Annotated in this window: 25 protein-coding genes, 1 tRNA gene and 1 CRISPR repeat array; of the genes, 13 read left to right on the forward strand and 13 right to left on the reverse strand. The window is 70.2% G+C overall.

The window, feature by feature from the left end:
* Nucleotides 1-323 precede the first annotated feature (323 nt).
* Nucleotides 324-524, forward strand: a complete 201-nt coding sequence (locus O7608_RS19740; protein ID WP_289206010.1) for an SRPBCC family protein — start codon at nucleotides 324-326, stop codon at nucleotides 522-524.
* Nucleotides 525-750: 226 nt separating this feature from the next.
* Here O7608_RS19740 and O7608_RS19745 read toward each other — a convergent pair.
* Together O7608_RS19745 and O7608_RS19750 are read right to left on the reverse strand one after the other, a co-directional pair.
* A tRNA-Leu gene (locus O7608_RS19745) sits at nucleotides 751-834 on the reverse strand.
* A gap of 145 nt (nucleotides 835-979) precedes the next feature.
* On the reverse strand, nucleotides 980-2,167 hold the full coding sequence (locus O7608_RS19750) for a monooxygenase (protein ID WP_289206011.1): 1,188 nt from the start codon (nucleotides 2,165-2,167) through the stop codon (nucleotides 980-982).
* A gap of 326 nt (nucleotides 2,168-2,493) precedes the next feature.
* Between O7608_RS19750 and O7608_RS19755 the strand changes: the two genes are divergently transcribed.
* Nucleotides 2,494-4,926 (forward strand): phosphoketolase family protein, encoded by a 2,433-nt coding sequence (locus O7608_RS19755; RefSeq protein WP_289206012.1) that lies wholly within the window; start codon nucleotides 2,494-2,496, stop codon nucleotides 4,924-4,926.
* A 51-nt stretch (nucleotides 4,927-4,977) separates the two neighbouring features.
* Here O7608_RS19755 and O7608_RS19760 read toward each other — a convergent pair whose 3' ends face one another.
* Nucleotides 4,978-7,335, reverse strand: coding sequence for a hypothetical protein (locus O7608_RS19760; protein WP_289206013.1), 2,358 nt, complete (start codon nucleotides 7,333-7,335; stop codon nucleotides 4,978-4,980).
* Entirely contained in the window at nucleotides 7,332-8,219 is an 888-nt protein-coding gene (locus tag O7608_RS19765) for a 5'-methylthioadenosine/S-adenosylhomocysteine nucleosidase family protein (protein ID WP_289206014.1), read from the reverse strand. The genes O7608_RS19760 and O7608_RS19765 overlap by 4 nt, the downstream gene beginning before the upstream one ends.
* Before the next feature lie 196 nt (nucleotides 8,220-8,415).
* Between O7608_RS19765 and O7608_RS19770 the strand changes: the two genes are divergently transcribed.
* From O7608_RS19770 to O7608_RS19785, 4 genes are all read left to right on the forward strand, one after another.
* Nucleotides 8,416-9,138: an NUDIX hydrolase gene (locus O7608_RS19770; protein ID WP_289206015.1), complete on the forward strand. Its 723-nt coding sequence runs from the start codon at nucleotides 8,416-8,418 to the stop codon at nucleotides 9,136-9,138.
* A 55-nt stretch (nucleotides 9,139-9,193) separates the two neighbouring features.
* Nucleotides 9,194-9,724, forward strand: a complete 531-nt coding sequence (locus O7608_RS19775; RefSeq protein WP_289206016.1) for a hypothetical protein — start codon at nucleotides 9,194-9,196, stop codon at nucleotides 9,722-9,724.
* Nucleotides 9,725-9,878: 154 nt separating this feature from the next.
* Nucleotides 9,879-10,196 carry an antibiotic biosynthesis monooxygenase family protein gene (locus tag O7608_RS19780; RefSeq protein ID WP_289206017.1) on the forward strand — a complete coding sequence of 106 codons (318 nt, stop codon included), beginning with the start codon at nucleotides 9,879-9,881 and terminating at the stop codon, nucleotides 10,194-10,196.
* Nucleotides 10,197-10,264: 68 nt separating this feature from the next.
* Nucleotides 10,265-11,365 carry a potassium channel family protein gene (locus O7608_RS19785; protein ID WP_289206018.1) on the forward strand — a complete coding sequence of 367 codons (1,101 nt, stop codon included), beginning with the start codon at nucleotides 10,265-10,267 and terminating at the stop codon, nucleotides 11,363-11,365.
* Here O7608_RS19785 and O7608_RS19790 read toward each other — a convergent pair.
* Both O7608_RS19790 and O7608_RS19795 read right to left on the reverse strand, forming a co-directional pair.
* Nucleotides 11,355-11,570, reverse strand: a complete 216-nt coding sequence (locus O7608_RS19790) for a hypothetical protein (protein ID WP_289206019.1) — start codon at nucleotides 11,568-11,570, stop codon at nucleotides 11,355-11,357. The two genes, O7608_RS19785 and O7608_RS19790, sit on opposite strands and share 11 nt — an antisense overlap.
* A 2-nt stretch (nucleotides 11,571-11,572) precedes the next feature.
* On the reverse strand, nucleotides 11,573-12,646 hold the full coding sequence (locus O7608_RS19795; protein WP_289206020.1) for a LacI family DNA-binding transcriptional regulator: 1,074 nt from the start codon (nucleotides 12,644-12,646) through the stop codon (nucleotides 11,573-11,575).
* Nucleotides 12,647-12,792: 146 nt separating this feature from the next.
* On the opposite strand from O7608_RS19795, the gene O7608_RS19800 reads away from it, so the two are divergent.
* The 3 genes from O7608_RS19800 to O7608_RS19810 all read left to right on the forward strand — a co-directional run bounded on the left by O7608_RS19800 (nucleotide 12,793) and on the right by O7608_RS19810 (nucleotide 15,366).
* Complete coding sequence (locus tag O7608_RS19800; protein ID WP_289206021.1) at nucleotides 12,793-13,938, forward strand: mechanosensitive ion channel family protein; 1,146 nt, start codon at nucleotides 12,793-12,795, stop codon at nucleotides 13,936-13,938.
* A gap of 220 nt (nucleotides 13,939-14,158) precedes the next feature.
* A complete protein-coding gene (locus tag O7608_RS19805) occupies nucleotides 14,159-14,785 on the forward strand; it encodes a CHRD domain-containing protein (protein WP_289206022.1) in 627 nt (208 codons plus the stop codon).
* Nucleotides 14,770-15,366, forward strand: coding sequence for a copper resistance CopC family protein (locus tag O7608_RS19810; RefSeq protein ID WP_289206023.1), 597 nt, complete (start codon nucleotides 14,770-14,772; stop codon nucleotides 15,364-15,366). The genes O7608_RS19805 and O7608_RS19810 overlap by 16 nt, the downstream gene beginning before the upstream one ends.
* 12 nt (nucleotides 15,367-15,378) lie before the next feature.
* Here the strand turns inward: O7608_RS19810 and O7608_RS32010 are convergent, their stop codons facing one another.
* Nucleotides 15,379-16,410 (reverse strand): T3SS (YopN, CesT) and YbjN peptide-binding chaperone 1, encoded by a 1,032-nt coding sequence (locus O7608_RS32010; protein ID WP_353850451.1) that lies wholly within the window; start codon nucleotides 16,408-16,410, stop codon nucleotides 15,379-15,381.
* Nucleotides 16,397-16,756 (reverse strand): hypothetical protein, encoded by a 360-nt coding sequence (locus O7608_RS19820; protein ID WP_289206024.1) that lies wholly within the window; start codon nucleotides 16,754-16,756, stop codon nucleotides 16,397-16,399. Before O7608_RS19820 ends, O7608_RS32010 begins: the two co-directional genes overlap by 14 nt.
* Before the next feature lie 242 nt (nucleotides 16,757-16,998).
* On the opposite strand from O7608_RS19820, the gene O7608_RS19825 reads away from it, so the two are divergent.
* Nucleotides 16,999-18,180 carry an AbfB domain-containing protein gene (locus tag O7608_RS19825; RefSeq protein WP_289206025.1) on the forward strand — a complete coding sequence of 394 codons (1,182 nt, stop codon included), beginning with the start codon at nucleotides 16,999-17,001 and terminating at the stop codon, nucleotides 18,178-18,180.
* Here O7608_RS19825 and O7608_RS19830 read toward each other — a convergent pair.
* Genes O7608_RS19830 through O7608_RS19840 form a run of 3 tightly spaced genes read right to left on the reverse strand, consistent with a single transcriptional unit; the run spans nucleotide 18,118 to nucleotide 19,333 of the window.
* Nucleotides 18,118-18,867, reverse strand: a complete 750-nt coding sequence (locus tag O7608_RS19830) for a hypothetical protein (protein WP_289206026.1) — start codon at nucleotides 18,865-18,867, stop codon at nucleotides 18,118-18,120. The genes O7608_RS19825 and O7608_RS19830 overlap by 63 nt on opposite strands.
* 2 nt (nucleotides 18,868-18,869) lie before the next feature.
* Nucleotides 18,870-19,172 carry a flavin reductase gene (locus tag O7608_RS19835; protein ID WP_289206027.1) on the reverse strand — a complete coding sequence of 101 codons (303 nt, stop codon included), beginning with the start codon at nucleotides 19,170-19,172 and terminating at the stop codon, nucleotides 18,870-18,872.
* Nucleotides 19,169-19,333 carry a hypothetical protein gene (locus tag O7608_RS19840; protein WP_282227119.1) on the reverse strand — a complete coding sequence of 55 codons (165 nt, stop codon included), beginning with the start codon at nucleotides 19,331-19,333 and terminating at the stop codon, nucleotides 19,169-19,171. Before O7608_RS19840 ends, O7608_RS19835 begins: the two co-directional genes overlap by 4 nt.
* 266 nt (nucleotides 19,334-19,599) lie before the next feature.
* Here O7608_RS19840 and O7608_RS19845 point away from each other — a divergent pair, with 266 nt between their 5' ends.
* Nucleotides 19,600-20,574, forward strand: coding sequence for a helix-turn-helix domain-containing protein (locus tag O7608_RS19845; RefSeq protein WP_502959222.1), 975 nt, complete (start codon nucleotides 19,600-19,602; stop codon nucleotides 20,572-20,574).
* Nucleotides 20,531-20,719, forward strand: coding sequence for a DUF397 domain-containing protein (locus tag O7608_RS19850; protein WP_289206029.1), 189 nt, complete (start codon nucleotides 20,531-20,533; stop codon nucleotides 20,717-20,719). Before O7608_RS19845 ends, O7608_RS19850 begins: the two co-directional genes overlap by 44 nt.
* A gap of 133 nt (nucleotides 20,720-20,852) precedes the next feature.
* Nucleotides 20,853-22,649: direct repeats of the CRISPR family, unit length 29 nt; unit sequence CTGCTCCCCGCGCACGCGGGGATGGTCCC.
* A gap of 248 nt (nucleotides 22,650-22,897) precedes the next feature.
* Here the strand turns inward: O7608_RS19850 and O7608_RS19855 are convergent.
* Nucleotides 22,898-23,887, reverse strand: coding sequence for a PaaX family transcriptional regulator (locus O7608_RS19855; RefSeq protein ID WP_289206030.1), 990 nt, complete (start codon nucleotides 23,885-23,887; stop codon nucleotides 22,898-22,900).
* A 162-nt stretch (nucleotides 23,888-24,049) separates the two neighbouring features.
* On the opposite strand from O7608_RS19855, the gene O7608_RS19860 reads away from it, so the two are divergent.
* A complete protein-coding gene (locus tag O7608_RS19860) occupies nucleotides 24,050-25,450 on the forward strand; it encodes an extracellular catalytic domain type 1 short-chain-length polyhydroxyalkanoate depolymerase (protein ID WP_289206031.1) in 1,401 nt (466 codons plus the stop codon).
* 128 nt (nucleotides 25,451-25,578) lie between these two features.
* Here O7608_RS19860 and gdhA read toward each other — a convergent pair whose 3' ends face one another.
* Entirely contained in the window at nucleotides 25,579-26,922 is a 1,344-nt protein-coding gene (gdhA, locus tag O7608_RS19865) for an NADP-specific glutamate dehydrogenase (RefSeq protein ID WP_289206032.1), read from the reverse strand.
* Between the last annotated feature and the right edge of the window lie 59 nt (nucleotides 26,923-26,981).

The following is a 26,981-nucleotide window of genomic DNA, read 5'->3' on the forward strand; positions in this document are numbered from 1 at the left end:
CCGGCCGTGGACCCGGGTCGAACCGGCACCGCGGCGCACGCATGACGCGCGGCGTGCCCGGGACCTCGCTTAGACACTCGACCCGCCGGTGCTGCGCTCGATCCGTTCCACCACGACGCCGGCCAGGCGCGGCAGCAGTACCGCCGGGTCAGCCCAACGCGCGAGCGGCGACACCGCACTGGACGGCCGGTTACCTCGGTCAGCCTTGATCACGGAGTTTGAGCCAGATCCAACACTTGCCCCCAGTTGACGGTTGAACGATGATCGACCATGGTCGTCACACTGCGTCGAGCTGACAAGATCTACTAGGGTAGGGTGGCCGCGTGAGCCGCTGGGTCGAGTCCGTGGAACGCCGTATCGACGCCCCGGCAGCGCAGCTCTACACGCTGGTGTCCGACCCCGAACGGCACCGGGAGTTCGACGGGTCGGACGGGCTGGTCGGAGTGACCGAGGTGAGCACGTCGACGCGGCCGCTCCGGGTCGGTGACTACTTCACGATGGACATGTACGAGCGAGCCGCGTAGATCCTCAAGAAGCCGCAGGCCACCGCAGGTACGGAGAATTGAGCCCCTACACGCCGAGATCCAGACCGTGGTCGAGGCGCTCTCCGGCATCGCCAACGTCCTGCGCACCGCCGACCCCGTCGACAAGGCCCAGGTCTACCAGCAGCTCGGACTCAAGCTCACATACAAACCAGGCCTCCGCATCATCGAAGCGGAGGCCAACCCTGATGGATCATGTACTAGTTTGTGTCCGAGGGGGGACTTGAACCCCCACGCCCTATACGGGCACTAGCACCTCAAGCTAGCGCGTCTGCCATTCCGCCACCCGGACCTGTCCGCACCACTCTACCGCTCCGGCTGTGGTGTCAGCACCATCGGCCGGCGGCAGAGGGCCGCACGGGGCATGACTGTACACGAGCGGATTCGATCATGCATAACCGCGCACCGGTCACCCCGGGTGCGGCATTCGTCACCTGTCAGGCCGGTGACCAGATGACCAGACCGAGGCACATCTCGTCGCTGGTCCCATCACCCCAGAGCACGTACCGGGCGGGCTGGTCGCGCAGTTGCGGCAGCCGGGCCCGCAGCGTGGCGTCGTGGGTGCAGGTCACCCGGTAGGTGTCGCCGGGGGAGACCGTCACCGGCTCCTCCAGCGGAACGATCGCCTGGTGGTCGAAGTCGTAGTTCGGTACGCCGAGCAGCGTCCGGGCCCGGTCGGTGCCCGGGTTCAGCTCGACGGTGATCGACCGCCCCAGCAGGTGCATGTGTCCGCCGAGGCCGTACACCGTGCCAGGATGACGTACCTGATGGTCGCAGCTGCCGGTGTCACCCGCCCTCGGTGCCTGGCCGGCGTTGCACCACGTGACCAGCTGCTCGGCGAACCCGCCGACCTCGGGTCCGAACCGCCGCTTCACGTCCGCCAGCGCAGCGGCCCGGTCGCACAGTGCGCCGGACTCGCCCGGCGCGCACGGCAGCTCTACCGGTGCCGGCAGCAGCTCCGTCTCCAGCGGCCGGATGCCGTCGACGTCGTCGACGATGCGCATCCGGATCCCCGACTGGTCCGCTGCCTGCGGCTGTCCGTCGCTGGCGAGCAGGTTGTAGTGGATCTGCATGACCAGCTGGCTGCCGGCCGGCATCAGGTAGCCCAGGTCGGCGTCGAACAACGTCTCGTCGGTGCCGGGCGCCCAGGAGGCGACCCAGGCGGGGTTGCCGCCGATGCCGGCGTCGCCGAAGCAGGTCCAGCCGGCTCCGGGCGACCGGTCGTCCGCCGCGCGGGCCGAGCCGACCTCTGCCGGTGACACCCGGAAGAAGATCGCGTGGTGGACGATGTCGAGATTGTCGGGCAGGAACTGGCTGCCGGTCAGCGCGACGTCTCCGGTCAGCCGCGGGTCGATGAGGAAGCAGCGGTACTCGTCGGTGCCGACGCCGCCGGGGGCGGCCGGGGTGTAGGCCTGCGGCATGGCGAGTTCGACGAACCGTTCGCCGTCGCGCAACGGCGCCGGGGACGGTACGGCGACTCCGGAGTGCCGATGGTCGGGTGCCTGCTCCTGGCCCGCCGTCGCGGCCCCGGCCGGTTCCCGGTCGGCGGTGCCGCCCGTACCCGCGCAGGCGCTCGCCAGGGCCGCGACGACAGCGACCGCCGCGATCCGTGCGAACCCGCTCACCCGCCGTGCTCTCCGCCGCATGTCCATCCCCCGATCTGTACGCCGAGTCGGGGTCGCCCCCGTGCCCGCTCATGCGGACCCTTCGATGGTCCACCGGGTCAGCGCGGACCAGCATCAGGGAAATACCCGGACAATGATGATCAATATCGTGAACTGCGGGCCGTGCCGGCGGAGCCGACCGCGACCAGCTGTCTAGGGACCGACGGCGACCACCTGTCAAGGGGCGCAGTTCCCCAACTCTTCAGGTACTGGAGCCGCGAAAGATCACGCTCCGCGCCACTACGATCGAATCCGACGGTGTTACCCGACGAGGGAGGAATCCACTCGTGACTGCCCTGACCGAACCGCGCACGCACGCCGTACCGGACGAGGAACTGCTGCGGGTCCTCGCCGCGCCCGACGACGTCGAGCTGGCGCAGCTGGACGCGTGGTGGCGGGCCAACAACTACCTAACCGTGGGGCAGATCTACCTGCGCGGCAACCCGCTGCTGCGTGAGCCGCTGACGGCCGACCACATCAAGCCGCGGTTGCTGGGCCACTGGGGCACCAGCCCCGGCCTGTCGCTGATCTACGCCCACGTGTCCCGGCTGATCCGGCACACCGGGCAGCAGACGATCTACCTCACCGGCCCCGGTCACGGCGGCCCGGCGCTGGTCGCCGCCGGCTACCTCGAGGGCACGTACTCCGAGATCTACCCGGACGTCACCCTGGACGAGCCCGGCATGCTGCGGCTGTTCCGGCAGTTCTCCAGCCCGGGCGGCATCCCCAGCCACGTCTCCGTGACCACGCCCGGTTCGATCCACGAGGGCGGCGAGCTCGGCTACGTGCTGGTGCACGCCTTCGGTGCGGTGATGGACAACCCCGACCTGCTGGCGATCGCCGTGGTCGGTGACGGCGAGGCCGAGACCGGGCCGCTGGAGGGCTCCTGGAAGGGCGTGTCGTTCATCAACCCCGCCCACGACGGCGCCGTACTGCCGATTCTGCACCTCAACGGCGCGAAGATCGCCGGTCCGACGGTGCTGGCCCGCAAGGAGCGCGGCGAGGTCCGTTCGCTGCTGGAAGGCCACGGGTACGAGGTCATCGAGGTCGAAGGTGACGACCTGCCCGGGATGCACTTCCGGTTCGCAGCCGCCCTCGCTGACGCCTGGGGCAAGATCCGGGCGATCCAGTCGGCGGCCCGTTCCGGCGACTGGGACGGCTCCCGCCCCCGCTGGCCGCTGATCATCCTGCGGTCGCCGAAGGGCTGGACCGGCCCGGAACAGGTCGACGGCATCACGGTCACCGGCACCTGGCGCTCCCACCAGGTGCCGCTGTCCGGTGTCCGCGACAACGCCGACCACCTGGCGATCCTGGAGACGTGGCTGCGTTCGTACCGGCCGGAGGAGCTGTTCGACGCCGACGGCGCGCCGACGCCGGTGGTCACCGGCGTCAACCCCGACGGCGACCTGCGGATGAGCGCCAGCCCGCACGCCAACGGCGGCCTGCTGACCCGCGACCTGGACATGCCCGACTTCCGTGGGTACGCCGTCGACGTGCCGCAGCCGGCGCAGCTACGCGCCGAGTCGACCCGCAAACTCGGCGAGCTGATGCGCGACATCTACACCCGCAACCCGGACCGGTTCCGGCTGTTCTGCCCGGACGAGACCAACAGCAACCGGCTCGGCGCGGTCTTCGAGGTCTCCGACCGGGGCTTCATGGAGCAGGTCTACCCGGAGGACACCGCGATCAGCCGCAACGGTCGGGTCATGGAGGTGCTCTCCGAGCACAACTGCCACGGCTGGCTGGAGGGCTACAACCTGACCGGCCGGTACGGCATGTTCGCCACCTACGAGGCGTTCGCCATGGTCAGCGCGTCGCAGACGGTGCAGCACGGCAAGTGGCTGCAGGAGGCGGCGCACCTGCCGTGGCGGGCGAAGGTGCCGAGCCTGAACATCCTGCTGACCTCGACCGCCTGGCGTAACGACCACAACGGCTTCTCCCACCAGGGGCCCGGCCTGATCCAGGTGGTGCTCAACCAGCGGGGCACCGTGTCGCGGGTCTACCTGCCGCCGGACGCCAACTGCCTGCTGTCGGTCGCCGACCACTGCCTGCGGTCGAAGTCGTACGTCAACCTGATCGTCATCGACAAGCAGCCGCAGCTGCAGTGGCTGACGATGGACCAGGCGATCGAGCACTGCGCCAAGGGCGCCGACATCTGGTCGTGGGCCGGCACCGACGACGGCGCGTCCGATCCCGACATCGTGCTCGCCTGCGCCGGTGACGTGGTCACCATGGAGACGGTGGCCGCCGCGCAGATCCTGCGCGAACGCCTGCCCGGCCTGAAGGTACGGGTGGTCAACGTCGTCAACCTGATGACGCTGCCCCGGCCGAAGGACCACCCGCACGGGATGAGCGAAACGATGTTCACCGAGCTGTTCACCGACTCGGTCGACGTGGTGTTCGCCTTCCACGGCTACCCGGGCGCGATCCACCAGCTGGTGCACGGCCGCCCGGACGCTGACCGGTTCCGGGTCCGCGGCTTCATCGAGCAGGGCACCACGACCACCCCGTTCGACATGACGGTGCGCAACCGGGCGTCGCGTTACCACCTGGTGATGGACGCGATCAACAACGCCCGGCGGCTGCCGCGCGGTGCCGCCGACCTGAAGGCCTGGTGCGAGGCGAAGCTCGCCGAGCACGAGGCGTACGTGGTGGAGCACCTGGAGGACATGCCCGAGGTGCGGGACTGGTCGCTGGGCGACTGGGCCAAGCAGGGCTGATGAGCGCTTTGCCGGTCGACCGCTGCACGGTCGACCGGCAAGCCCTGTCAGTCACGCTGCGGTTGGTGGATCCTGCTCATCGGGCGCTTCCCGCCACGGCGCGGGCGTATCCACCACGGACTGATCCTGAGCGGACGCTGCCGGCAGCTCCGGCGCCTCGTTTCCGCGGTCGAGCGGCAGCGGCCAGGGGGAGGGCACATCGTCAGTGCCGAACACCCGCTTCCTCCGACGCAGTCGCTGTCTGGCGATCCACTCGGTGCCGTCGACGACCACGGAGGTGAGAATGTGCGCGGCGAGCTTGACCCCGGTGGTCTCGAGCGCGCGCTGGGAGGCCATGTGTTTCGGCTCCGACCCGTCCTGCAGGTCGTCGAAGCTGTCCAGCTCGATTTCTATCCGACTTCCGGAGCGCAGGTGGATTTCGAACTTCCAGTAGAGGATGTAGGACGCGGAGCGCGTGGACGGCAGCGCGACCTCGGTCAGGAGTCCGGCGTGACCGGTACCGGCCTGGCTCTCGTGACCCGGGTGTGGCTCCACTTGCGGCGCCGTCGTCTTGATACTGACCTTGGTGAGCTTGATGTCCACCGCCGCCCCGTAGGGCATGGCGTGCTCAGATTCGTCATGGAAATCCCCGGTGGTGAAGTCGAGGAGCGTCTGGAACTGTCGCAGTCCAGTGCGGGTCAACAGGAAGATCGTCAGTAGGTATCGGTCGTAGCGGATGGGACCGTACAGGGTCCGAGCGCGCCGCGCCCCGTCCCCTTTCGTCGCCATCTCGACAGCGTGAATCACCGTGTGTGGCCTCAGATCATGATCTTCCATGATGTCCGCGGTGAACGTGTCGATGTCGTCGGCCAGCCAGGAGGCCATCTCCTCGTCGGTCGGCCGGTCCGCAAGCACCGCGCACCAGCGGTCCCACTCCTTGCGCTCGCTAGCGAGACGAGTTGTCAGCCACCGCGTCACCACCCGGTGAGTCGACCGCTCGGCCAACCGTATGACGACCGGACGCCAGAGCGTCGCGAGACCGCCGGCGGCTACCACCGCCGGGAGCAGCGAGGACGCGGACTCGATCGGAAGGAATCCAATGATCAACCCGATCCCGGCGCAGGTGAGCAGGAGGATCCCGATTCGTCCTGACGTCTTCAGGAAGGGGCGCCGGCGATACCGCCTCTCGTACCCGCGTAGCCGGTAGTTCCGCCAGAGTTCGAGGGTCCGCCGAGCATGCCATCGGATGAGCCACCGTACCCGTCCGAGCCTGACGTCTTCTTCGTCGTACTCTGCGAGAATCTCCCAGGCGAGGCTGCGCCGGAGGTCGGCGGTCACCAGGTCCCAGATCGGGTCGGGAGTCGGCGGGTCGCCGCCGAGGATCGCGTCGACCTTTGCGAGGATCGCGTCGACCTTTGCGAGGATCTTCCAGGCGAGGCTGCGCTGGAGGTCGGCGGTCACCAGGTCCCAGATCGGGTCGGGATCCTGCGCGACGTCGCCGAAGATCTCGTCGACCATCTGCTGTACCTGTTCCCGCCTTTCGGCGGACACCGCTTCCGACGGCGGTGCGGCGCGTCGCCGGAAGTAGCGCAGCAGCATCGCATCGCGGTGGCGTCGCCACCCAGCGGCGACACCGAGCAGAAGGCCGGCGACCGCACAGCCGAGGAACGCCAGCAGCACGTCACGATCGCCACTGGTGTCGATCGTGCGCGCGAGGTGGCCCAGGCCGGCCAGCACCGCCAGCGTGCCGGCGAGGAGACGGACCCGCGAGAACCACGACAGCCTCGGCAGCGGGCGACGCAGGTCCGCAGGCGGGGCGGGATCCGGTTCGAAGAACCTCCATGCCCGCTGCTCGCGGTCCGGGATCGCATCGACTCGGCGGTTCCTGGTCGTCTCGATGTGCAGGTCGAAGACGGCATCCTTGATCGGCTCCGCCAGCAACACATCCAGGAGGCGCCGATGCTTCGGTGGTAGAGCCATGTACGCCGTTGCCATGGCGGTCAGGTTGTCGTTCGTGAGTTCGTCCTCCGGCTGGTCGGCGAGGAAGACCAGCAGCAGGAGGTTGCGTAGTTTGTCGACGTCGGCCGGGTCGACGTCGGCTCCGGGGCGGGTGATCACCCGACTGGAGGTGTCGAGCGCCTGTCGGTGCCGGTCGTTGAGCTCGCTGAGGAGCCGATCGCTGAGCGAGGCCACGAGATAGTGGTAGAGAACATCCGGACGCTCGCCGAGTGGTGACTTGACCACCTCGGTCAGCAGCTCCTCGGCGAACCGCGCCATTCCGCCTTCGAGCCGCCGTACCGCGACCTCGTACTTCTTCTCGGGTGTCGCATCCTCGGCGGCGTAGTAGATCTTGACGTCACCGAGGATGGTGCCGTTCTGTCCGACGATGGGGGAGTTGGGGCCGGAGGTGCTGGCATGGTTCTCGCTCACGACTCCTCCGCTCCGTAGCTGAAGGTCACGCCACCTTGGATGGTCCCGCCCTGCCCGACGACCGGAGAGTTCCGCCCTGTGGTGCGCGCGACGTTTCGTCGATCTCCACCGTCGGCGGTTGAAGCGACTGGCGGATCGTCCGCCGCACGATCACCTGGGTCCAATCTCGCGGCGAGTGTCAAAGCGAACATCGCGGCGTGCGCGGCCGCGACTGGTTGCCATCCTTCGGCGTCCGTTCGGTCCTTGCCGCTTGCATGGTCGCTGATGCCGCGAATGGTCGCGGTCGGTACCGCCCGGTTCACGTGACCGGCGTGAGCTACCCCCGCGCTCTCCATGTCGACCGCGACCGCGTCGGCGTAGTGCCGGTGCAGAAGATCGGCCTCGGGCACGTCTTGGCCGTTCACCACCACCTCGCCGGCGGCGATGGGTTCGAAGTGGACCCGGGCGCGGTGTTGCTGATCGGTGTTCCACCGGCCTTCGTTGGCGAGGTGTCGAGCGGCCTGGTCGATCTCGTGCGGGATGGGCCAGGCCTGGGGGTAGCTGCGGAATCCCGTCTCCTCGCTGCGTCCAGCGTGGTAGCCGTACACCTTGGTGGCGACCACGACGTCGCCGAGTGCGAGCCAGTCGCGCAGGCCGCCCGCCACCCCGACGAACAGGACGGCAGCGGGCTTGTAGTGGTTGATGGCCCGTTCGGCGATCAGGCTGGCGGCCGGGTTGCCCCGGTCCGCGAGCGCCAGCGCGATCCGCGCGGATCGTCCGGGCGCGTCACCGACGGTGCCCACCTCGAAGTGGGTGCCGGCCGGATGGAGTTCGGTCTTGAGGTTCCGCAGCCGCTTCCGTACCTCTTGACGCTCCACTTCGAGCGCCACCAGGACGACGATCATCTGTTCCTCACCTGCCCTCGTCCGTGAGTCCTTGGTCGGGTCGTGTGCTGATGACGTCGATCCGCGCGCCGAGGTGGGACTGGTTCCGCCCGGTTCGGCAGGGCTGGACCACTTACCGTCAGAGTGACCATTGCAGAGTGTCAGCGTAGGTTGCGCGAGGTGCTATGGTCAAGGTGACCAAAAGGAGATGTCTGCTGTGGATAAAGCTGAGGACTGGACCATCCCGTTGGTCGCCGTGACGGTCGACCTGGCGATCTTCACTGTCCTTGAGGAACGCTTCGTGGTCCTTCTGGTGGAGCGCGGCGTCCAACCGGACGTCGGTCTCCTCGCGCTGCCCGGCGGCTTCCTGTCCACGACGGAGGAGGACCTGACTCTCGCGGCCAGCAGAGAGCTCGCCGAGGAGACCGGACTGGACCCCGCCACAGTGCACCTGGAGCAGCTGGCGACCTATGGCAGCCCCAACCGGGACCCCCGTCAGCGGGTGGTGACAGTTTGCTATCTCGCTCTGGTGCCGAGTCCGCAGTCACCTGCGGCGGGTGGCGACGCGCGCAAGGCCGGCTGGTACCCGGTGGACGAGGTCCTCGCCACGGCGGACACCCTCGCCTTCGACCACGGCACGATCCTGGCCGACGCTGTCGAGCGGGCCCGGAGCAAGCTCGAATACACCACCGTCGCCACGTCGTTCTGCGGGCCGGACTTCACCATCTCCGAGCTGCGCCGGGTTTACGAGATCGTCTGGGGACGCAAGCTCGATCCCCGCAACTTCCAACGGAAGATTCTCAACGTGCCGGACTTCGTCGAGGCAACTGGTGAAAAGGTCCTCCGCAACGGTGGCCGGCCGGCAGCACTCTACCGACCCGGACCTGCGCAGCTCATTCAGCTGCCGATCCTGCGTACGCGCGCCGAGCTGCACACCTGATCATGCGGATCGGTGTGCGACCGAAGTTGGACCCGACTCCCGCGAGGAGGACCGAATGTCCGTCGAACCGGCGAATGACCTGTTCCTGATCGAGTACGAGCAACTCAAGGCCGAGCAGCGCGCGAGAATCGGCCTCCGGGACAACCTGATCTACGTGACCCTCGCCGCTTACGCCGCCATAGCGGCGGCGGCGCTGACCGTCAAGGGCCAGGCCCATCTGCTGCTCGTCGTACCGTTCGCCGCGACGCTGCTGGGCTGGACGCACCTGGCCAACGACGAGAAGATCTCGTCGTTGGGCAGGTACGTCAGGTCTCATCTGGCACCGAGGCTGGAATCGTTGCGGCCGGACGCCACCCCGGTGTTCGCCTGGGAGGCCGAACATCGTACGGGGCGTGGCAGAACGACGCGAAAGCTCCTTCAGCTCGCCGTCGACCTGGCGACTTTCAACCTCCCCGCCCTTGTCACCCTGGCCATCTACTGGGCCGACCGGCCGCTCCACGGTCCGCTGCTCGCGTTGTCGGTGGTGGAACTCGTCGCGACGGTCGTGCTTGCCTGGCAACGGATCACTCAGGCTGATCTGCGATGACCTGCCCGCCGTACCACGTCACGCCGAACTCCCCACCCACCACATCGCGCCGATCGGTGCCCGGCCGGGCGACGGCGCACCGGCGAAGGCCGCGCATCCCGCGCATCCCGCGACGGGATCGAGGTCACCGGCGCCGGCGGATAGGCTGACCGGCATGGCAGTCGTGAAGATCAACGCGATCGAGGTGCCGGCCGGGGCCGGCGAGGAGTTGGAGCGGCGGTTCGCCGCCCGCCTGGGTGCGGTGGAGAACTCCCCGGGTTTCCTCGGCTTCGAGTTGCTGCGCCCGGTCGCCGGCGAGGGACGGTACTTCGTCTACACCCGGTGGGAGAGTGAAGAGGCGTACCAGGCGTGGGCGAGCGGGCCGGCCCGGCAGGCGCACGCCGGCGGTGACGGCGACAAGCCCCGGCCCCCGGTGGCGACCGGCGCGAGCCTGCTGGAGTTCGAGGTGGTCCAGTCGGTCTCCCGCGCCTGACCGATCCTCCGTCGCGCCGGTGTCACAGCCGGGTCTGAACCGCTCGCCGACCGGGTATGCCGGGCAGCATGACCTGGCTCAGCGTCCTCACCGGCACCGTCCTGATCACCGTCGTGCTGGTGGACGTGTGGTTGACGATCCTGCACCCGGACGCCGAGGGTCCGCTGGCCGGCGCGGTCCGCCGGCTGGTGTGGCGGGTGTCGTCGCTGGTCGGCGGGCGCGGTGACACCCCTCGCCGTACGCCGTTGGTGTGGGCCGGCCCGCTGCTGGTCACCGGCACCTTCCTGGCCTGGATCGGGCCGCTGGTGTTCGGCGTCGCACTGCTGGTCTGGCCCTACCTCGACGGCTACCACCGGGTGGTCGGCTACGGGCCGGCCGGCTTCGTGGACGCCCTGTACTTCGCCGCCGGCACCCTGACCGTGCTCGGCTACGGTGACCTCACCCCGGACACCCCGGCTCAGAAGCTGCTCGCGGTCGCCGTCGGCGCGCTCGGCTTCGCCCTGTTCGCGGCGTTGGCGACCTACCTGATCGAGCTGATCACCGGACTGACGGTGCGCAACGGCTTCGCGCTCGCCGTACACGACCAGGTGCGGGGCACCGACGGCGCCGGGTTGATCGCGCGCAGCCTGACCGAGGAGGGGATCGAGGCGACCCGGCAGCGGTGCGCGGCGTGGGCGGAGAGCCTACGGGCGCTCGACGACACGGTCCGCCGCTATCCGCTGGTGGCGTTGACCTACCGGCCGCGCCGGCCGGACTACGACATCGAACCCGCCCTGGAGCATTTGACCGAGGCGACGGTCGCCGCGTTGCTGGCGGCACGACGCGGACCGTGGCAGGGGCTGGGTCAGCGCGCCGAGGAGTTGGCGTACGCCCTCCTGCGCACCCAGGACACGATCGCCCGCCGGTATCTGAGCCGACGGCTGCCCGATACCGGCCCGACCGACACCGACGACGAGGTCGGCCGGCTGCTGGGGCAGCTGCACTGCCGGCTCGCCGAAGCGCTGGGGGAGCGTTTCGGCGAGCCGTTGTCCGACGACGACCGCCTCGCCGCCGACGTGCTGTCGCGCTCCACGGTCTTCCTGGACGGCCTGCGTAATTGGTCGGCTCCCGGGGTGAAACCGCACTCCGTCGGCGCCCGGCCGGCCACCGACCGGGTGGTCAACCGGTGACGCAGGTGTCCACCGGGGCTCGGCGCGGTTCGAGGCGGTTCGCGATGGCGTGCAGCCCGGCGGCGGCACCCGCCCGTAGCCGGGTGGTCACCTCGGCGGGGGAGCGGCGCGGCGGGTCGGGCCGCACCGGGGCGTCGGGGCGGGCCGAGTTCACATGGTGGGCCATGGCGGACAGGGCGGTGCTGTAGCCGGCGGGCATCTCCATGGTCAACTCCTCGGTGCGGGGCCGGTACTCGGCCGGGCGATCATTTCGGTGGGCAGCACGACCTGCCGGCGGCGGCCGTCGGCCGGCGGGTCGAGCAGCAGTTCGGCGGCGATCCGCCCCTTGTCCTCGGCGGGTTGCCGGATGGTGGTCAGTCCGGCTGCGGCGGCCTGGTCGATGTCGTCGAATCCGGTGACCGAGACGTCGACCCCGGCCCGCAGACCGCGTGCGGCGAGGGCGTCGAGCACACCGAGGGCGAGCACGTCGGTGAGGGCGACGATCGCGGTGGGCGGTTGTGGCCGGTCGAGCAGCAGCGTGGCGGCGTGCTGTCCGTCGCGGCGGTCGTTGCCGGCGGCGGCCACGACCGCCAGGTGTGACCAGGGCACCCCGGCGGCGGTGAACGCGTCCCGGATGCCGGTGAGCCGACCCCGGGTCGAGGCGTAGTGCGCCTGCTGCGGCCCGGCGAGGTCGACCGGTGCGGTGGGTCGCGCGGTGGGGTGAACGCCGTCGGCGACGACGCCGATCCGCCGGTGTCCGTGGCCGGCGAGGTGCTCGCCGAGCCGGGTGGTGGCGGCGGCCTCGTCGATTCCGACGTGGTGTTCGGCCGGTCCGGCGCCGTCGAGTGGGCTGGTGGCGACGATCGGTAGCCCTCGGGCGCGGATCGCGGCCAGCGCCCAGTGGGTGTCGGATCCGCAGTAGACGCAGAAGCCGTCGACGGCGGCGTTGTCCAGGGCGCGTACCGCGACGTCCCGGTCGGCGGGCAGTGGGATCAGCAGCAGACTGGTGTCGCGTTGCTCGGTGGCGGCGGCCATGCCGCGGAGGAACCGCAGCGCGAACGGGTCGGTCACTGCGTAACTGAGGTTGCTGGTGAACAGCACGCCGATGGCGCCGGCGCGGCCGCGACGCAGCGACCGGGCGGTCGGATTCGGGCCGGGGTAGCCGAGCTGGCGGGCGGCGTCGAGGATCCGGTCGCGTAGCGCAGGGGAGAGCTGGTCGGGTCGGGCGTACGCGTTGGAGACGGTGCTGCGGGACACGCCGACGTACGTGGCGACGGTCTGCAGGGTGGGTCGTTCGGTCATGTCCGGCCACCCCTTCTGTATCGATCCAGCTTCTGGATCGATACAGTAACACGCCGTACTGACCTGACGGAACCCCCGCCCGCCCACGTCGATCGATGTGATTAGCTGGCCGCTGCCCCGCCGCCGACCGGAAGGAGATGTCGGCCGTGTCCGACGCCCTGCTCAGCATCGCGATCATCGCCGCAGCGGTGGCAGCGGCGGTCATCGCCGTCACCGTCGTCTACCGGATTCTGCGGATCGCCGGACGTCGATCGACACTGCTCACCGACATATCCCGGCGCGCCTACTGGCCCACGACCATCATCGCCGCGTTGCTCGCCGCCCGGCTCAGCATTCCCGTCGCCACCACCAACGGCTGGCACGGACCCGTCCTGCACGTCATCATGCTGGCCAGCATCGCCGCCGGTGGCTGGCTGGTCGCCACCCTGCTCGGACTCGCCGCCGACACCGCCCTGCGCCGGTTCCGTATCGACGTCAACGACAACCTCGCCGCCCGCCGCGCCCACACCCAGATCACCGTCATCCGCCGCGTCGCGTTCGCCGTCGTCGGCATCGTCACCGTCGGCGCCATGCTGATCACCTTCCCCGGTGCCCGCGCCGCCGGCGCCAGCGTCCTGGCCTCCGCCGGCCTGGTCGGCGTCGTCGCCGCCCTCGCCGCCCAGTCCACCCTCGGCAACATGTTCGCCGGCCTGCAACTGGCCTTCGGCGACGCGTTGCGCCTCGACGACGTGGTCGTCGTCGAAGGCGAATGGGGCCGCATCGAGGAGATGACCCTCGGCTACGTCGTGGTGAAGATCTGGGACGAACGCCGCCTCATCCTGCCGTCGTCGTACTTCACCACCACGCCGTTCCAGAACTGGACCCGCACCGCCGCCTCGGTGCTCGGCACCGCTGAGATCGACGTCGACTGGAGCCTGCCGGTCGATCAGATGCGCGCCGAACTGCGCCGCATCGTCGAATCCGAGGCCGCCGCGCCGCTGTGGGACGGACGGGTCTGTGGCCTGCAGGTCACCGAGGCCACCGGCGGCACCATCCGGACCCGGGCCCTGGTCAGCGCCGCGAACAGCTCTGCCCTGTGGGACCTGCGCTGCCTGGTCCGCGAACAGCTCGTCGCCTGGGTACAGGAACAGCACCCGCAGGCGCGGCCCCGGGTCCGCGCCGAGGTCGGCGGCCACGACAGCGGTACGTCGCACCCGTCGGCCCCGCTGCAGCGGGTCAACCTGTCCGACCCCGCTGCGGTCGAGACCACGCCCGGCGTCGGCGACCAGAACTCGTCTGCGGACCACCGGTAGGAGGTACCGACCTGAACACCGGGCTGACCCGCGCTGCGCTCGACCCGACCCACCCGCTGCCGATCCGTGAGGCGCGACACGAAGTCGATCCCACGGGAACTTCCGTGCCGCGCCGCCCGACCCACCAGATGGAAGACCCGAACGGTCAGAGATGTGCCGGCAACCGGGTGGTCCCCGGAGGCCGGCCTGCCCTTGCACCCGAACAGGGAGAACACGACACGTGAACATCAACGGATCGGACCGCTGGCGGACCGCTGTCGCAGCGGTCGGCTTCACGGCGGTTGTCGTCCTCGCCGGCTGCGGCGACGACTCGTCCGGCACCACCGACGCCGCCGACACGACCCCGGAACCGTCGGCGTCGGCCTCCGCGATGGCCGACGGCATGGACTCCGACGGCATGGATGGCATGGACGGCATGGACGGGATGATGAACGACCCGTCCGCCACCCCCGCCGACCAGATCGACGGCGCGGTGCAGGCCACGTTCGCCCTGCTCGACACCCGGCCGCCGGGCACCGACGACGCCGCCGGGACCGCGTGGCTGGCGCAGACCGACGACGGTACGACGGTCACCGTCACCATGACCGGGTTGGAGCCCGGCGCGCAGTACATGGGCCACCTGCACGCCCAGGAGTGCGCTGCGGACAACGGCGGCCCGCACTTCAAGTTCGACCCGAACGGCCCGGAGACGCCGCCCAACGAGGTCCACCTCGGCTTCACCGCCGCCATCGACGGCACCGGCACCGCGACCGTCACCAACGAGCAGCAGGTCGGCGACGCCGCCAAGTCGGTGGTCATCCACCCGATGGAAGCAATGGACAACCGCCTGGCATGCGCCGACTTCTGAGCCACGCCTTGGCCCTGACCTGCGCGGGAGCGGCGGCGATCGCACTCGCCGCTCCCGCGTGGGCACACACTGAGTTGGTCTCCGCCGCCCCTGGGCCGGGCGACGAGGTCGCTCCCGGAGTGGCGACCATCGCGTTGACCTTCGGTCCGTTGTCCGGCACCGGCGAACGCCGGATCACCGTCACCGGCCCCGACGACACCGCCGTCGCGGTGGGGGAGGCGGTCGTGGTCAACGCGAAGACCCTGTGCGCCACCGTCGACCCGCTGACCACCGGCGTGCACAGACTCGCTTACCAGGCGACGTCGGCCGACGGGCACGCGATCAGTGGCACGTTCTACTTCGAGGTCGTCGACGGCGGCACCGACAGCGCTGACCCGGCCGACTGCGCCCGCGCGGTGCTGCCAGCACCGGTCGCCGCCGGCCCAGCCGCCGACTCGGCAGGCACCGACCCGGTGGTCGCCGGATCGGAGGACCGGGGCAGTGGGTCCATGCTGGCCGGGGTCGCCGGCAGTGGACTACTCGCGCTGGTGCTCGCCGGCTGGTTGCTGCGTCGGCGGAGCCGGCGACGCCCTACCAACTGACCCCGGTCAGGCTCAGCTGGCGCGGTCGCGCAGCAGCTCCACCGCCTCGTCGAGGCGGCCCTGCCGGGCCAGCAACGTCACCAGGAGACCGACCCCGTGCCAGTCGTCGACGGCGACCCCGGCCTGCAGCAACCTGACGGCCTCGTCGACGTCGCCCCGGTCGGCCAGCACCGTCGCCAACGCGGTCCGGGCGGCCGGTTCACCCTGGTCGGCGGCGAGCCGCCAGAACCGTTCCGCCTCACCCACGGCGCCCTGCTCGTGCAGCAGCGTCGCCAGCCGGGACGCCGCATGCCAGTCCCCGGTCTCGGCCAGCACCCGCAGCTGATCGAGGTGGCCCCGGTCGGCCAGCAGGTCCACCAAAATCCGCCCGGCCGGTGACTCACCGGCGGCGGCCCGGTCCCGCAGGTAGCCGGTCGGGTCCGGGACGGCTTCGATGCCGGGAGACTCCGGCCCGAACGCCCGACTGCCGCCGAACTCCTGCCGCAGCTGGTCGTCGAGGTCGTCGGCGAGTTTCAGCATCGCCCGGATCGCCACCAGCAGATGCGTCGGCTGGAACTCGACACCGAACACCGGGATCGACGCCCAGACCGTGTCGCCGCTGCAGTAGATCCGCCCGAACGGCAGCGTCGTCGTCAGCTCGGACAGCCGGCGGTACAGCGTCTCCGTCGGTGCGACCCCGGTCAGCAGCGGGGAGAAGACGTCCACCAGCGGCGGCTCCTCCTGGGCGCGTACCAGGATCATCGCCGAACCGGCGCGGATGCCGATGTCACCGTCGGAGTCCAGCCGCAGCTGGTCGACGGTGGTGCCGAGGAAGTTCGCCACGACCAGTTTCACCTGGCCGGTCAGCTTGTCGCCGGCGACCGCCCGTACGTCGGCGGCGGTGACTTGGCCGGCCCGCGCGCCGGGACCGCCGACCACCGGCCGGGCGGCCAGTGCCGCTGCCAGTCGGGTGCTGGTCGGCAGCGGCACCGAGGTGGTCGTCGCGGCCGGCCGGGCGGCGAGTGCGGCGACCAGCCGGGACAGGAAACCGTCAGCCGCGCTCATCGCCGGACTCCCGACCGGTCAGTGTGTCCGGCGGGGCCGTGGGGTCGACGACCCGTACCTGGTCGAACATCTTCGCGATGAACAACGGCGCGACGACCCCGAAAACGAAGGTCGCGAACGCCGTGGTCGCCACGCCACCGGCGGCCGCCGCCGCAGCCAGTCCGGTGCCGGCGATGGCACGCAAAGTGACCGCGAAAACGATGATGGGCCGGTCCCGTCGGCTGCGCCACGGCCACTGCCAGCGACCTTTCGACTCGGTCGTCGGACGCATCATGCCGTAGAGATTCAACGCCTCGGCCACTATGCTGCCGACCAGTCCCCACGTCGCTGCGATCCATAGAGACACGTCCCCACTCTACTGATCGTGGTCACCCGTTCACCTGACGGGTGCCGACCTGCCGACGCCCCCCGGCGTCCGCCCTGGTCGGCCACTCCTGCAACGGTATCCGACGCCGGCAATCGGCCTCCGCAACCGAATGGAGATCAACATTTCGCCGGCCGGGGCTGGCGTCACGCGGGCGGAAATGAGACCGTATCCGGCGGTTATCTGACATGTCCGGGCGGCCGGCACCGGAATCGGAGGGCAACATGTCCGAAAAGGACGACGAGAAGACGCGCCTGCGGATCGGTGGATGGCTACCGAACGACGGCGCACCCGGGTCGGTCTCGCCGCCACCACCGGACGCCCCCGCCCCCGACGCGCCCAGGACCCCCGGTGCCGTCGCCCGGCACAGCGCCGCCAACTTTCTACGCCGGGTCACCCCGAACCGGCCGCTGACCGCCATCGTGCCCCGCTCCGGCGCCCGCAACGCCGCCCGGCAGGCAGCGGCCGCAGCCGCCGCCGCCAACCGCGTCGCCCCCGCCGACCTGCCCACCGGCGGCCTCGGCGACACCGGCGACGTCGGCCGCGGCGCCACCTACCAGGCCGGACACGCAGACCAGCAGCCGAACGCGCAACGCCGGCTCGTCCTCGGCGGCGCAGCCCTCGTCACCATCACCGTCCTGATCGGAATCGCCGTCGCCCAGGACAGCGCCGAACAGGCACCGATCCGGGGCGAGTTCGCCGCCAACGCCCCCGCCGTGATCCCCTCCACCGGTACGTCGACCGGCACCGACGACCCGGCAACCGCCGACCCGGACTCCGACACCGACCTGCCCGGCGCGGACGGACCCGTCGGTGACCCCGCCGCCGGGGCCACCCCGACCCCCGGCGAGGCCACCGGCGGCGCGGCACCCGGCACCGGCACCACCGCCCCGGCCGGCGGCACCGCGACCACCCCGCCCGCTCCCGCGCCACCGACCACGCCGGCCGCCCCCGCCGAGGTGCCGCTGCTCATCGACACCCGGGTCAACCTCGAAGTCGCCGGCCTGCCCGGCCACCGGATCCGCCACCGCGACGGCATCGTCGTCGTCGAACCGGTGAGCACCGCCAGCAGGTCCGACGTCAAGGCCGACGCCACGTTCGTGGTCCGCGCCGGGCTGGCCAACCGCAACTGCCTGTCCTTCGAATCGGTCAACGCACCCGGCCACTACCTGCGCCACTACGAGTTCCGGATCTTCCTGCACCGCAACGACGGCAGCGCCATCTTCCGCGCCGACACCACCTTCTGCGTGGTCCCCGGCATCGGCGGCAAGCACACCTCACTGCGGTCGCACAACTACCCGGACCGTTTCCTGCGCCACGACACCCACAAGCAGATGCGGATCTCACCGATCGGCGACGGCTCGTCGGCGGCAACGGCGACCTTCATCGCCCGTACCCCCGTCTGACCGCACCGGGCTGACGGCGCATCGACCACAGCGGCGGCCCGGCGGGAGACAGGTGCCGGGGACCGGGCGTCCGCCAGCCGTGACGGGCCAGCAGGTCCCGCACGTACGGCTCGTCGGTGACCGTGTGCCCGACGAGCCCGGCGGCGTCCAACCGACGCTGATGGTCGGCGAGCAGCGCGGCGCCGATCCGCCGCCGCCGCAACCACGGCGCAGCCGCCCACCACACCAGCTCGTGCCCGACCACCTCGCCGCTCTCGCCCGCGCCGCCGCCGCCACGGCCGCCTCGGCGCGCTGGTCCGGACGCTCCGGTCGGTCCGGGCCCGTCGGTAGCCGCAGCGCCGCGCTGCGATGCTCGTCGCGCGTCGCCCGCAGGTGCGCGAACCGCCGCCGATAGATGCCGACCGCGCCGAGCAGCGCCCGGTCGTGGGCGGTCACCGTCTCCAACACCATCGGGTACGGCTGCCAGACGGCCACCCCGGCACCGTCACCGGCCACCCGGACGATCCCGTGCGACAACGCCTGCGTCAGCTCCACCTCGAACACCCGCAGGAACGTCGTGTACCGGGCCGCCACGTCCCCGATCAGCCACGACGCCACCGGGTTCGACACGAACGCCTCCGCCAGCAACGCCGACAACTCGCCGACGTCGCCGGCCACCGCCGGCCGTACGGCCGTTTCGCACTGCACGGTCACTCTCCTTCACACTTGGTGGTCATGGTGGTGGCGCTGCGCGTGCGCGCCGTCCGCGCCCAGGCCAGGAAACGGACGTACGCCACCGCCGGGCTCAGCCCCGGCAGATCGTGCGCGGCCTCGACTGACCGCTCCGCCACGTACATGCACAGACCGATCCGGTCGTACGCGGCGATCAGTTGCGCCTTCGCCGGATCGCACGGCCACGGCTGCCCGCACACCCGGCACCGCCACGACGGCCGTACGGCCACGTGGTCGACCTCGGCCACCCGGCCCCGGCCGCCGACGTGGTCGACGGTCATCGGCCGACGTCGAGGGTGACGAACTGACCGGAACCGCATTGCGGGCAGCGCAACGTGTGCCCGCACACCGGGCACCAGCGCCGCCGCAGCCGACACAGCAGCAGGCCCGGCGGAATGCCGAGCAGAACACCGGACAGAATGAACGCGAGAGCGGACAACATTCGATTTCCTCCCGAGCGAAGATCAATTAATCGTGCGGCAGGAGCGCGCGGTGCCGGGCCCGCCGCAGCTGGTAACGGGGGGCTCCCAACTGCGGCGGGTGACTATGGACAGCACCGGTACGAGTTATCTAACGTGGACCACATGCAATTGACAAGGCGTGTTGCGCCGTCATCGCCATGGGCGTGGTCTGTTGGAAGGCAATCAATTCGGTGCCGGGCGCCTTCACGATTATGAAGGCGCTCGTCAGTTGAATGTCCGCCACGTGATGACTAGACTCACCACAGAGGATGAAGGGGGCGAGCTCTTGTCCGGCTCGATCGGCACCACCCTGCTCCGCCGACACATCGGCCGCTGGTTCACCGTCTTACGGGAGTCCGCCGGCATCAGTCAGGACGCCGCCGCCAGGGCGCTGCAACGCGGCTCCTCCACGATCTGGCGCATCGAGGCCGGCGACGAGCGGATCCGCTTCCGCGACGTCGACGTCCACGCGATGTGCACCCTCTACCGGGTCGCTCCGGAGACCCGCGACCGACTGCTCGTCCTCACCAAGGAGACCCGCGACGCCCCGAAACGCGCCTGGTGGCACGACTACACCGAGTCCGCCCTACCCGCCTGGTTCGGCCTCTACGTCTCCCTCGAAGACAGCGCCGACACCATCCGCCAGTACGAGCAAGAGGCCATCCCGGGGCTGCTGCAAGTCCGGGCATACGCTGAAGCTGTAACGCGCATGCCCGAAGGGGTCATCAGCGACGAGGAGGTCGAACGACGGGTTCGTGTTCGCCTCGAACGACAGGCCTTGCTGTCGGCACCGCGACCACCGCATCTACGAGTGATCATCAACGAAGCGGTCCTGCGCCGTCCTATCGGCGGGAAGGAAGTCATGTCCGAGCAGTTGCAGCATCTGCTCGACCTGACGGAGCGGTTCTCGGTCTCGGTGCGGGTCCTGCCGTACTCCGTCGGAGCGCACGCGGGGATGAACTCAGCGTTCAGCATCCTTACCTTCCCCAGTGCCCCGCTCAGCCGCGACCCAGTCGAGCCGCCCCTCGCCTACGTCGACACCCTGACCGGGGCGCTCTATCTGAACAAGTCCGACGAAGTCCGAGCCTACGAGGCGGTCTGGACCGATCTCGATCGCCGTGCCCTTGACGAAGCCTCGTCCAGGGAGATGATCAAGAATGCATTGGAGGCATTTACCAGTGGTCGATCTGACCAGCGCCACCTGGCGCAAGAGCAGCCGTAGTGGCAACGTCGGCAACTGTGTCGAAGTGGCCACGAACCTGTCGAACCTCGTCGCCGTACGGGACAGCAAGGACACCACCGGCCCGGTCCTGACCTTCGCCCCTGCCCATTGGACCACCTTCACCACCGCCCTGCCCACTCGGTGAGTCTCGCAGGGGCGGATGCGGGCAGGTACCCTGCCTGCATCCGCCCCAACTCCTCGTCGTCTGTCGGAGTAGCGTCCAAATGAAAGTGAACGAAAACCGGCCGGTAACGTTGTAAACGCCCAGCTCAGCAAGTCTGCTCCCCGCGCACGCGGGGATGGTCCCACGGTGCGTCGGGTCCAGGAGGCGGCGGTTGTCTGCTCCCCGCGCACGCGGGGATGGTCCCGGCGCGCTTGCGCGCCTACGCGCGCGTGAGAGCTGCTCCCCGCGCACGCGGGGATGGTCCCGGCAGGTTCGAGGCGGCCAGGACAGTGAGGACCTGCTCCCCGCGCACGCGGGGATGGTCCCGGGTTGTCGTCCACAAGTCCTACGAGCAGGAACTGCTCCCCGCGCACGCGGGGATGGTCCCAGCACCCCGGGCCCGGTTCCCCGGGCCCGGGGCTGCTCCCCGCGCACGCGGGGATGGTCCCTCTGCCGGCAACACCTGCTCCGCGAACGCGATCTGCTCCCCGCGCACGCGGGGATGGTCCCCCCGTACTCACCCTGTACTGCCCCGACGGCTACTGCTCCCCGCGCACGCGGGGATGGTCCCGTCACGCGCTGCCAGCTGGCGGGGTCGGTGAGCTGCTCCCCGCGCACGCGGGGATGGTCCCTGTGTCACCACCCGGTCCACGGTCGCCGTGCCCTGCTCCCCGCGCACGCGGGGATGGTCCCTCGCGGACACCGGTCAACTCGTCGTAAAGCAGCTGCTCCCCGCGCACGCGGGGATGGTCCCTGACGTGGGCCACCGTCGACAAGATCGTGAAGCTGCTCCCCGCGCACGCGGGGATGGTCCCCCGACGTGAACGCTTGTCGGGTGGCACCCGGTCTGCTCCCCGCGCACGCGGGGATGGTCGCTCGCCGCTGACAAACTGCCGTCGCTGGGCCTGCTGCTCCCCGCGCACGCGGGGATGGTCCGTCATCAGGTGGTTCATCAGCTTTCGGTGCTTGCTGCTCCCCGCGCACGCGGGGATGGTCCCGGCTGACCGATCATCAGATTCGGTTCGCGGCACTGCTCCCCGCGCACGCGGGGATGGTCCCGGCCACTGGCTCTCAGTGGAAATGGAGGGTTTCTGCTCCCCGCGCACGCGGGGATGGTCCCCCCGTACTCACCCTGTACTGCCCCGACGGCTACTGCTCCCCGCGCACGCGGGGATGGTCCCGGGACCTATTCGAACGGCACCGTGAAGGTCTACTGCTCCCCGCGCACGCGGGGATGGTCCCGCCTGCCACACACGCGGCGACCAGTACTCGTCCTGCTCCCCGCGCACGCGGGGATGGTCCACATGCCCCGCTTCCTTGACATGGAAGAGGTCACTGCTCCCCGCGCACGCGGGGATGGTCCCAGCGCCGGTACGTCATGATGTTTGGGACGAAACTGCTCCCCGCGCACGCGGGGATGGTCCCTCCCCGACATCGCAGCACCAAACCCGCACAACTGCTCCCCGCGCACGCGGGGATGGTCCCGCCTACAGCTGGGCGGTCGACGCAGCGCAGACCTGCTCCCCGCGCACGCGGGGATGGTCCCGCCTACAGCTGGGCGGTCGACGCAGCGCAGACCTGCTCCCCGCGCACGCGGGGATGGTCCCAGGGCGCCTGACCGATGGCCTGGATCCGCCAGCTGCTCCCCGCGCACGCGGGGATGGTCCCGTGCATCGGGTCGGCGGGCGCGGGCGGCCGGACTGCTCCCCGCGCACGCGGGGATGGTCCCGACCCATGTGGCTGCATCCTCGGCCACCGCTACTGCTCACCGCGCACGCGGGGATGATCCCGAGGCCCGCGCGCTGGACGACCTGCCGCCGCTCTGCTCCCCGCGCACGCGGGGATGATCCCGATGTTTGGTTCATCGCCTGGGTACTGTGGCTCTGCTCCCCGCGTAGGCGGGGATGGTCCCACCAATGGGGACGAGGGTTTCGAGCGGCTCGACTGCTCCCCGCATACGCGGGGATGCGCTTCCAACACGGCAGGCTTGCTTTCCGTTGCAAGGCTGCAGGCCGGTTGGAAGTCAGGCGAGCAGCTTGAGTCGGTTGTTCGAGAGGAGACTGGAGCCGTCGCCGAGGCTGTCGTCGGCGGTGTAGTCCGGCCGCCAGCCGGGCTGGGTCGGGTCGGCCCCCCGTTAGTCGTCAGTCTGTTGTAGCAGAGTTACGCGAAGTGTGTGAGTCGGCTGCTGGTCGGTGGCCGGCCGATTCCGGCGAGCAGGTCGACGGTGGTGTGTGCGCGTACGTCGGGGTCGGCCCCGCCGGTGTGGGCGGCGACGACGGTGCGGACGTGGTGTTCGGCGACGTCGGCGAGGCCGTCGTAGACGGCGGTGAAGACCTCCCGGGCGGTGTCGCGTAGCCAGCCCGCCGGTAGCAGCTGGATCGGCAGCTGTGGGTCGAGGGTGGGGAAGCGGCGGTAGGTGTCCATCACTTCGGTGCGGGCCTGTACGGCGTGTGGGCCGTCGAGTCGGCCGGCGCTGATCCGGGGCAGCAGCGGCCGCCAGCGGTGCAGGAAGGCCTCGTACTGCTGGTGGATTTCGGCGATGTCCCAGGCGTCGATGGGATTGCGGCCGGTGACGGCGTCGAGGCCGACGGCCTGGCCGCGGATGACGGTGACGGTGCCGGGGTCGAGCTGGGCCAGGTGGGCGCTGACCAGGTGGGTCGGCGGGTGCGGGGAGATCCACAGTCCGTCGTACAGCGGGGCGTAGCCGAGCCAGCGGAGTTGGCCGCGCAGCGCGCGGCGCTGGGTGCTCTGATCCTGCGGCAGGGAGAAGGCGACAAGTGTCCAGTGTCCGTCCCACGCCGGTGGGCTGGTGGTGGTGGCGATGATCCAGGCGCCGCCGACGGACAGGTTGGTGGCGGCGCGTTCGCTGAGCTGGTAGGAGCTGTGCCGGCCGTGGCGGCTGCCGTCGAGGATGCCGCGTCGGGCGAGGCGGCTGATCGCGGTCCGGGCGCCGGTGGGGGTGACGCCGCTCTCGGTGAGCAGGGCGACGATCGCGGCGGACGGCAGTGCGGCCCGGGTGCGCAGGGTGTAGTCGGCGAGCAGGGTGACGGCGAGGCCCTGGGGGGAGTTGCCGGCCTGGCGGCGGGGCAGCCGTACGGAGTCGTCCTGGTCGTCGGGGTAGATCTCCTCGATGGTGAACGGTCGCTTCACGGTCGCTCCGGGGCTCGTCTCGGCGGTGGCGTACCGCGACTGTAGACGGCCCTTATCATCGAGTCGCATCGATTGACACTTGTGCGCCCGAGGAGAACACTAAGTGCCACATGTTGCCGTGCAGGGTCGGGCAGGGCGCGCCGTACCTATCGAGGAGGGTGTATGAGAATCGTTCGAAGACTGCTGCTCGGCCTGGCCACGTCGGTGGTGGCCGTCGGCCTGGTCGTGCCGGCGATGACGCCGGCGCACGCCGCCACGCTGGTCGAGGTGACGAACTTCGGCAACAACCCGGGCGGCATGCGGATGCACGTCTACGTGCCGGACAACCGCCCGGCCAACCCGGCGATCGTCGTGGCGATGCACGGCTGCGGCGGTAACGGTCCCGGCTTCTACTCCGGCAGCGAGTTCGCCTCGCTGGCCGACCGGTACGGCTACATCGTGATCTACCCGAGCGCGATGCAGCAGGCCGGCTTCGGCAACTGCTTCGACGTCTGGTCCGACGCCGCCAAGCGGCGTGGCGGTGGTAGCGACCCGGTGTCGATCATGTCGATGATCAACTACGTGCAGCAGCAGTACCGGGGCGACCCCAACCGGGTGTACGCCACCGGCAGCTCGTCCGGCGGCATGATGACCAACCACATGCTCGCCGTCTACCCGGACGTGTTCAAGGCCGGGGCGGCGTTCATGGGCGTGCCGTACAACTGTTTCGCCAACGCGGCGGACTATCCGCCGTGGAGCAGCCAGTGCACCGGCGGCAACATGAACCGGACCCCGCAGCAGTGGGGTGACGCGGTCCGCCAGCAGGCGTACCCGGGCTACACCGGCCCCCGGCCCCGGGTGCAGCTGTGGCACGGCACCGCCGACACCCTGGTGCCGTACTCGTTGCTGCAGGAGGCGGTCGAGCAGTGGACCAACGTGTTCGGGCTCAGCCAGACCCCGACGTCGTCGGACACCCCGCAGCCGAACTGGAACCGCCGCCGCTTCGCCGACAGCAGCGGCACCGTCCAGGTGGAGGCGTACAGCATCCAGGGTGCCGGGCACAGCCTGCCCAGCTCCGGGATGGCCGCCGCCGCGATCACCTTCCTCGGCCTGACCAACCCGTCGCCGACGACCGCCCCGCCGACGACGGCGCCGCCCACCACCGCACCACCCACGACCGCACCCCCGACCACGGCCCCGCCCACCACGGCACCGCCGACGACCGCACCCCCGACGACCGCACCTCCGACGACCCCGCCGCCGTCCGGCGCCTGCCGGGTCACCGCCACCCTGAACGCCTGGAACTCCGGCCTGACCGCCAACTACCGGATCACCAACAGCGGTACGTCGCCGGTCAACGGCTGGTCGCTGGTGTTCACCCTGCCGAGTGGGCAGACCATCACCTCGGGCTGGAACGCGACCTACTCACCGTCCTCCGGGCAGGTCACCGCCCGCAACATGTCCTACAACGCCAGTATCCCGGTCAACGGATCGGTGGACATCGGTTTCCAGGCCACCCACACCGGTAACACGGCCCGGCCGACCGCGTTCGCCCTCAATGGAGCATCCTGCACCGTCGCCTGACCGACCACCGTCGTCGGGCCGGTCGACCACCCGGCCCGACGACGTGACGGCGACGCGCCGGGAACGGCAGGTTGGGCGCACCTGCCGTTCCCGGCGGCCGGTCGGACCGGGTCTTTTCGGCGGCCGGGTCAGATCAGTCCGTGTGCGAGCATCGCCTCGGCCACCCGACGGAACCCGTCGATGTTGGCCCCGGCGATGTAGTCACCTGGCATGCCGTACTCCTCGGCGGTGGCGTGGCAGCGGTCGTGGATGTCCCGCATGATCTCGCGGAGCCGGTCCTCCGAATGAGCGAACGTCCACGAGTCGCGGCTGGCGTTCTGCTGCATCTCCAGTGCGCTGGCGGCCACCCCGCCGGCGTTGGCCGCCTTTCCGGGGGCGAACCGGACGCCGGCCTCGGCGAAGACCCGTACCGCCTGCGGGGTGGTCGGCATGTTCGCCCCTTCGACGACGAGGCTGGTGCCGCCGGCGGCCAGGGTGACCGCGTCGGCGGCGCTGATCTCGTTCTGCGTCGCGCAGGGGAAGGCGACCTGGCAGGGCACCTCCCAGACGCCGCGGTCGGCGACGAAGGCGGCGTGCGGGCGGGCGTCGGCGTACGCGCTGATCCGCTCCCGGCGGACCTGCTTGATCTCCTTGAGCAGCTCCACGTCGATGCCCTTGTCGTCGTGGACGTAGCCGGAGGAGTCGGAGCAGGCGACCACGGTCCCGCCGAGCTGGTGCACCTTCTCGATGGCGTACGCGGCGACGTTGCCGGAGCCGGAGACGACGACCTGTTTGCCGTCGAGGCTGTCGCCGGTGGTGCGCAGCATCTCCTCGGCGAAGAAGACCACGCCGTAGCCGGTGGCTTCGCGGCGTACCTGGGCGCCGCCGTAACCGAGCCCCTTGCCGGTCAGGACGCCGGACTCGTACCGGTTGGTGATTCGTTTGTACTGCCCGAACAGGTAGCCGATCTCGCGGGCGCCGACGCCGGTGTCGCCGGCCGGCACGTCGGTGTGTTCGCCGATGTGCCGGTACAGCTCGGTCATGAACGACTGGCAGAACCGCATCACCTCCCGGTCGGAGCGGCCCCGGGGGTCGAAGTCGGATCCGCCCTTGCCGCCGCCGATCGGCATGCCGGTCAGCGCGTTCTTGAACAGCTGCTCGAAGCCGAGGAACTTGACGATCCCCAGATACACCGACGGGTGGAAGCGCAGCCCGCCCTTGTACGGGCCGAGCGCGCTGTTGAACTCGACCCGGAAGCCCCGGTTGATGTGCACCTCGCCGTGGTCGTCCTCCCACGGCACCCGGAAGATGATCTGCCGTTCGGGCTCGCAGATCCGTTCGATGATCTTCGCGTCGGCGTACTCGGCGTGCCGGTCCAGCGCCGGCACGATGCTGTCGAGGACCTCGCGGACCGCCTGGTGGAACTCGGCCTCACCCGGGTTGCGTCGCACGACCGAGTCGTAGATCGTCTCGATTTTGTCCCGTGCCGGCATGGCTCCTCCTGGGTGTGGGCTGACCTGGGTGTACGTCCGGCATGGTGGCACCTTGCCGG

Source organism: Solwaraspora sp. WMMA2056, assembly GCF_030345095.1.
In the GTDB taxonomy this organism is placed as follows: domain Bacteria; phylum Actinomycetota; class Actinomycetes; order Mycobacteriales; family Micromonosporaceae; genus Micromonospora_E.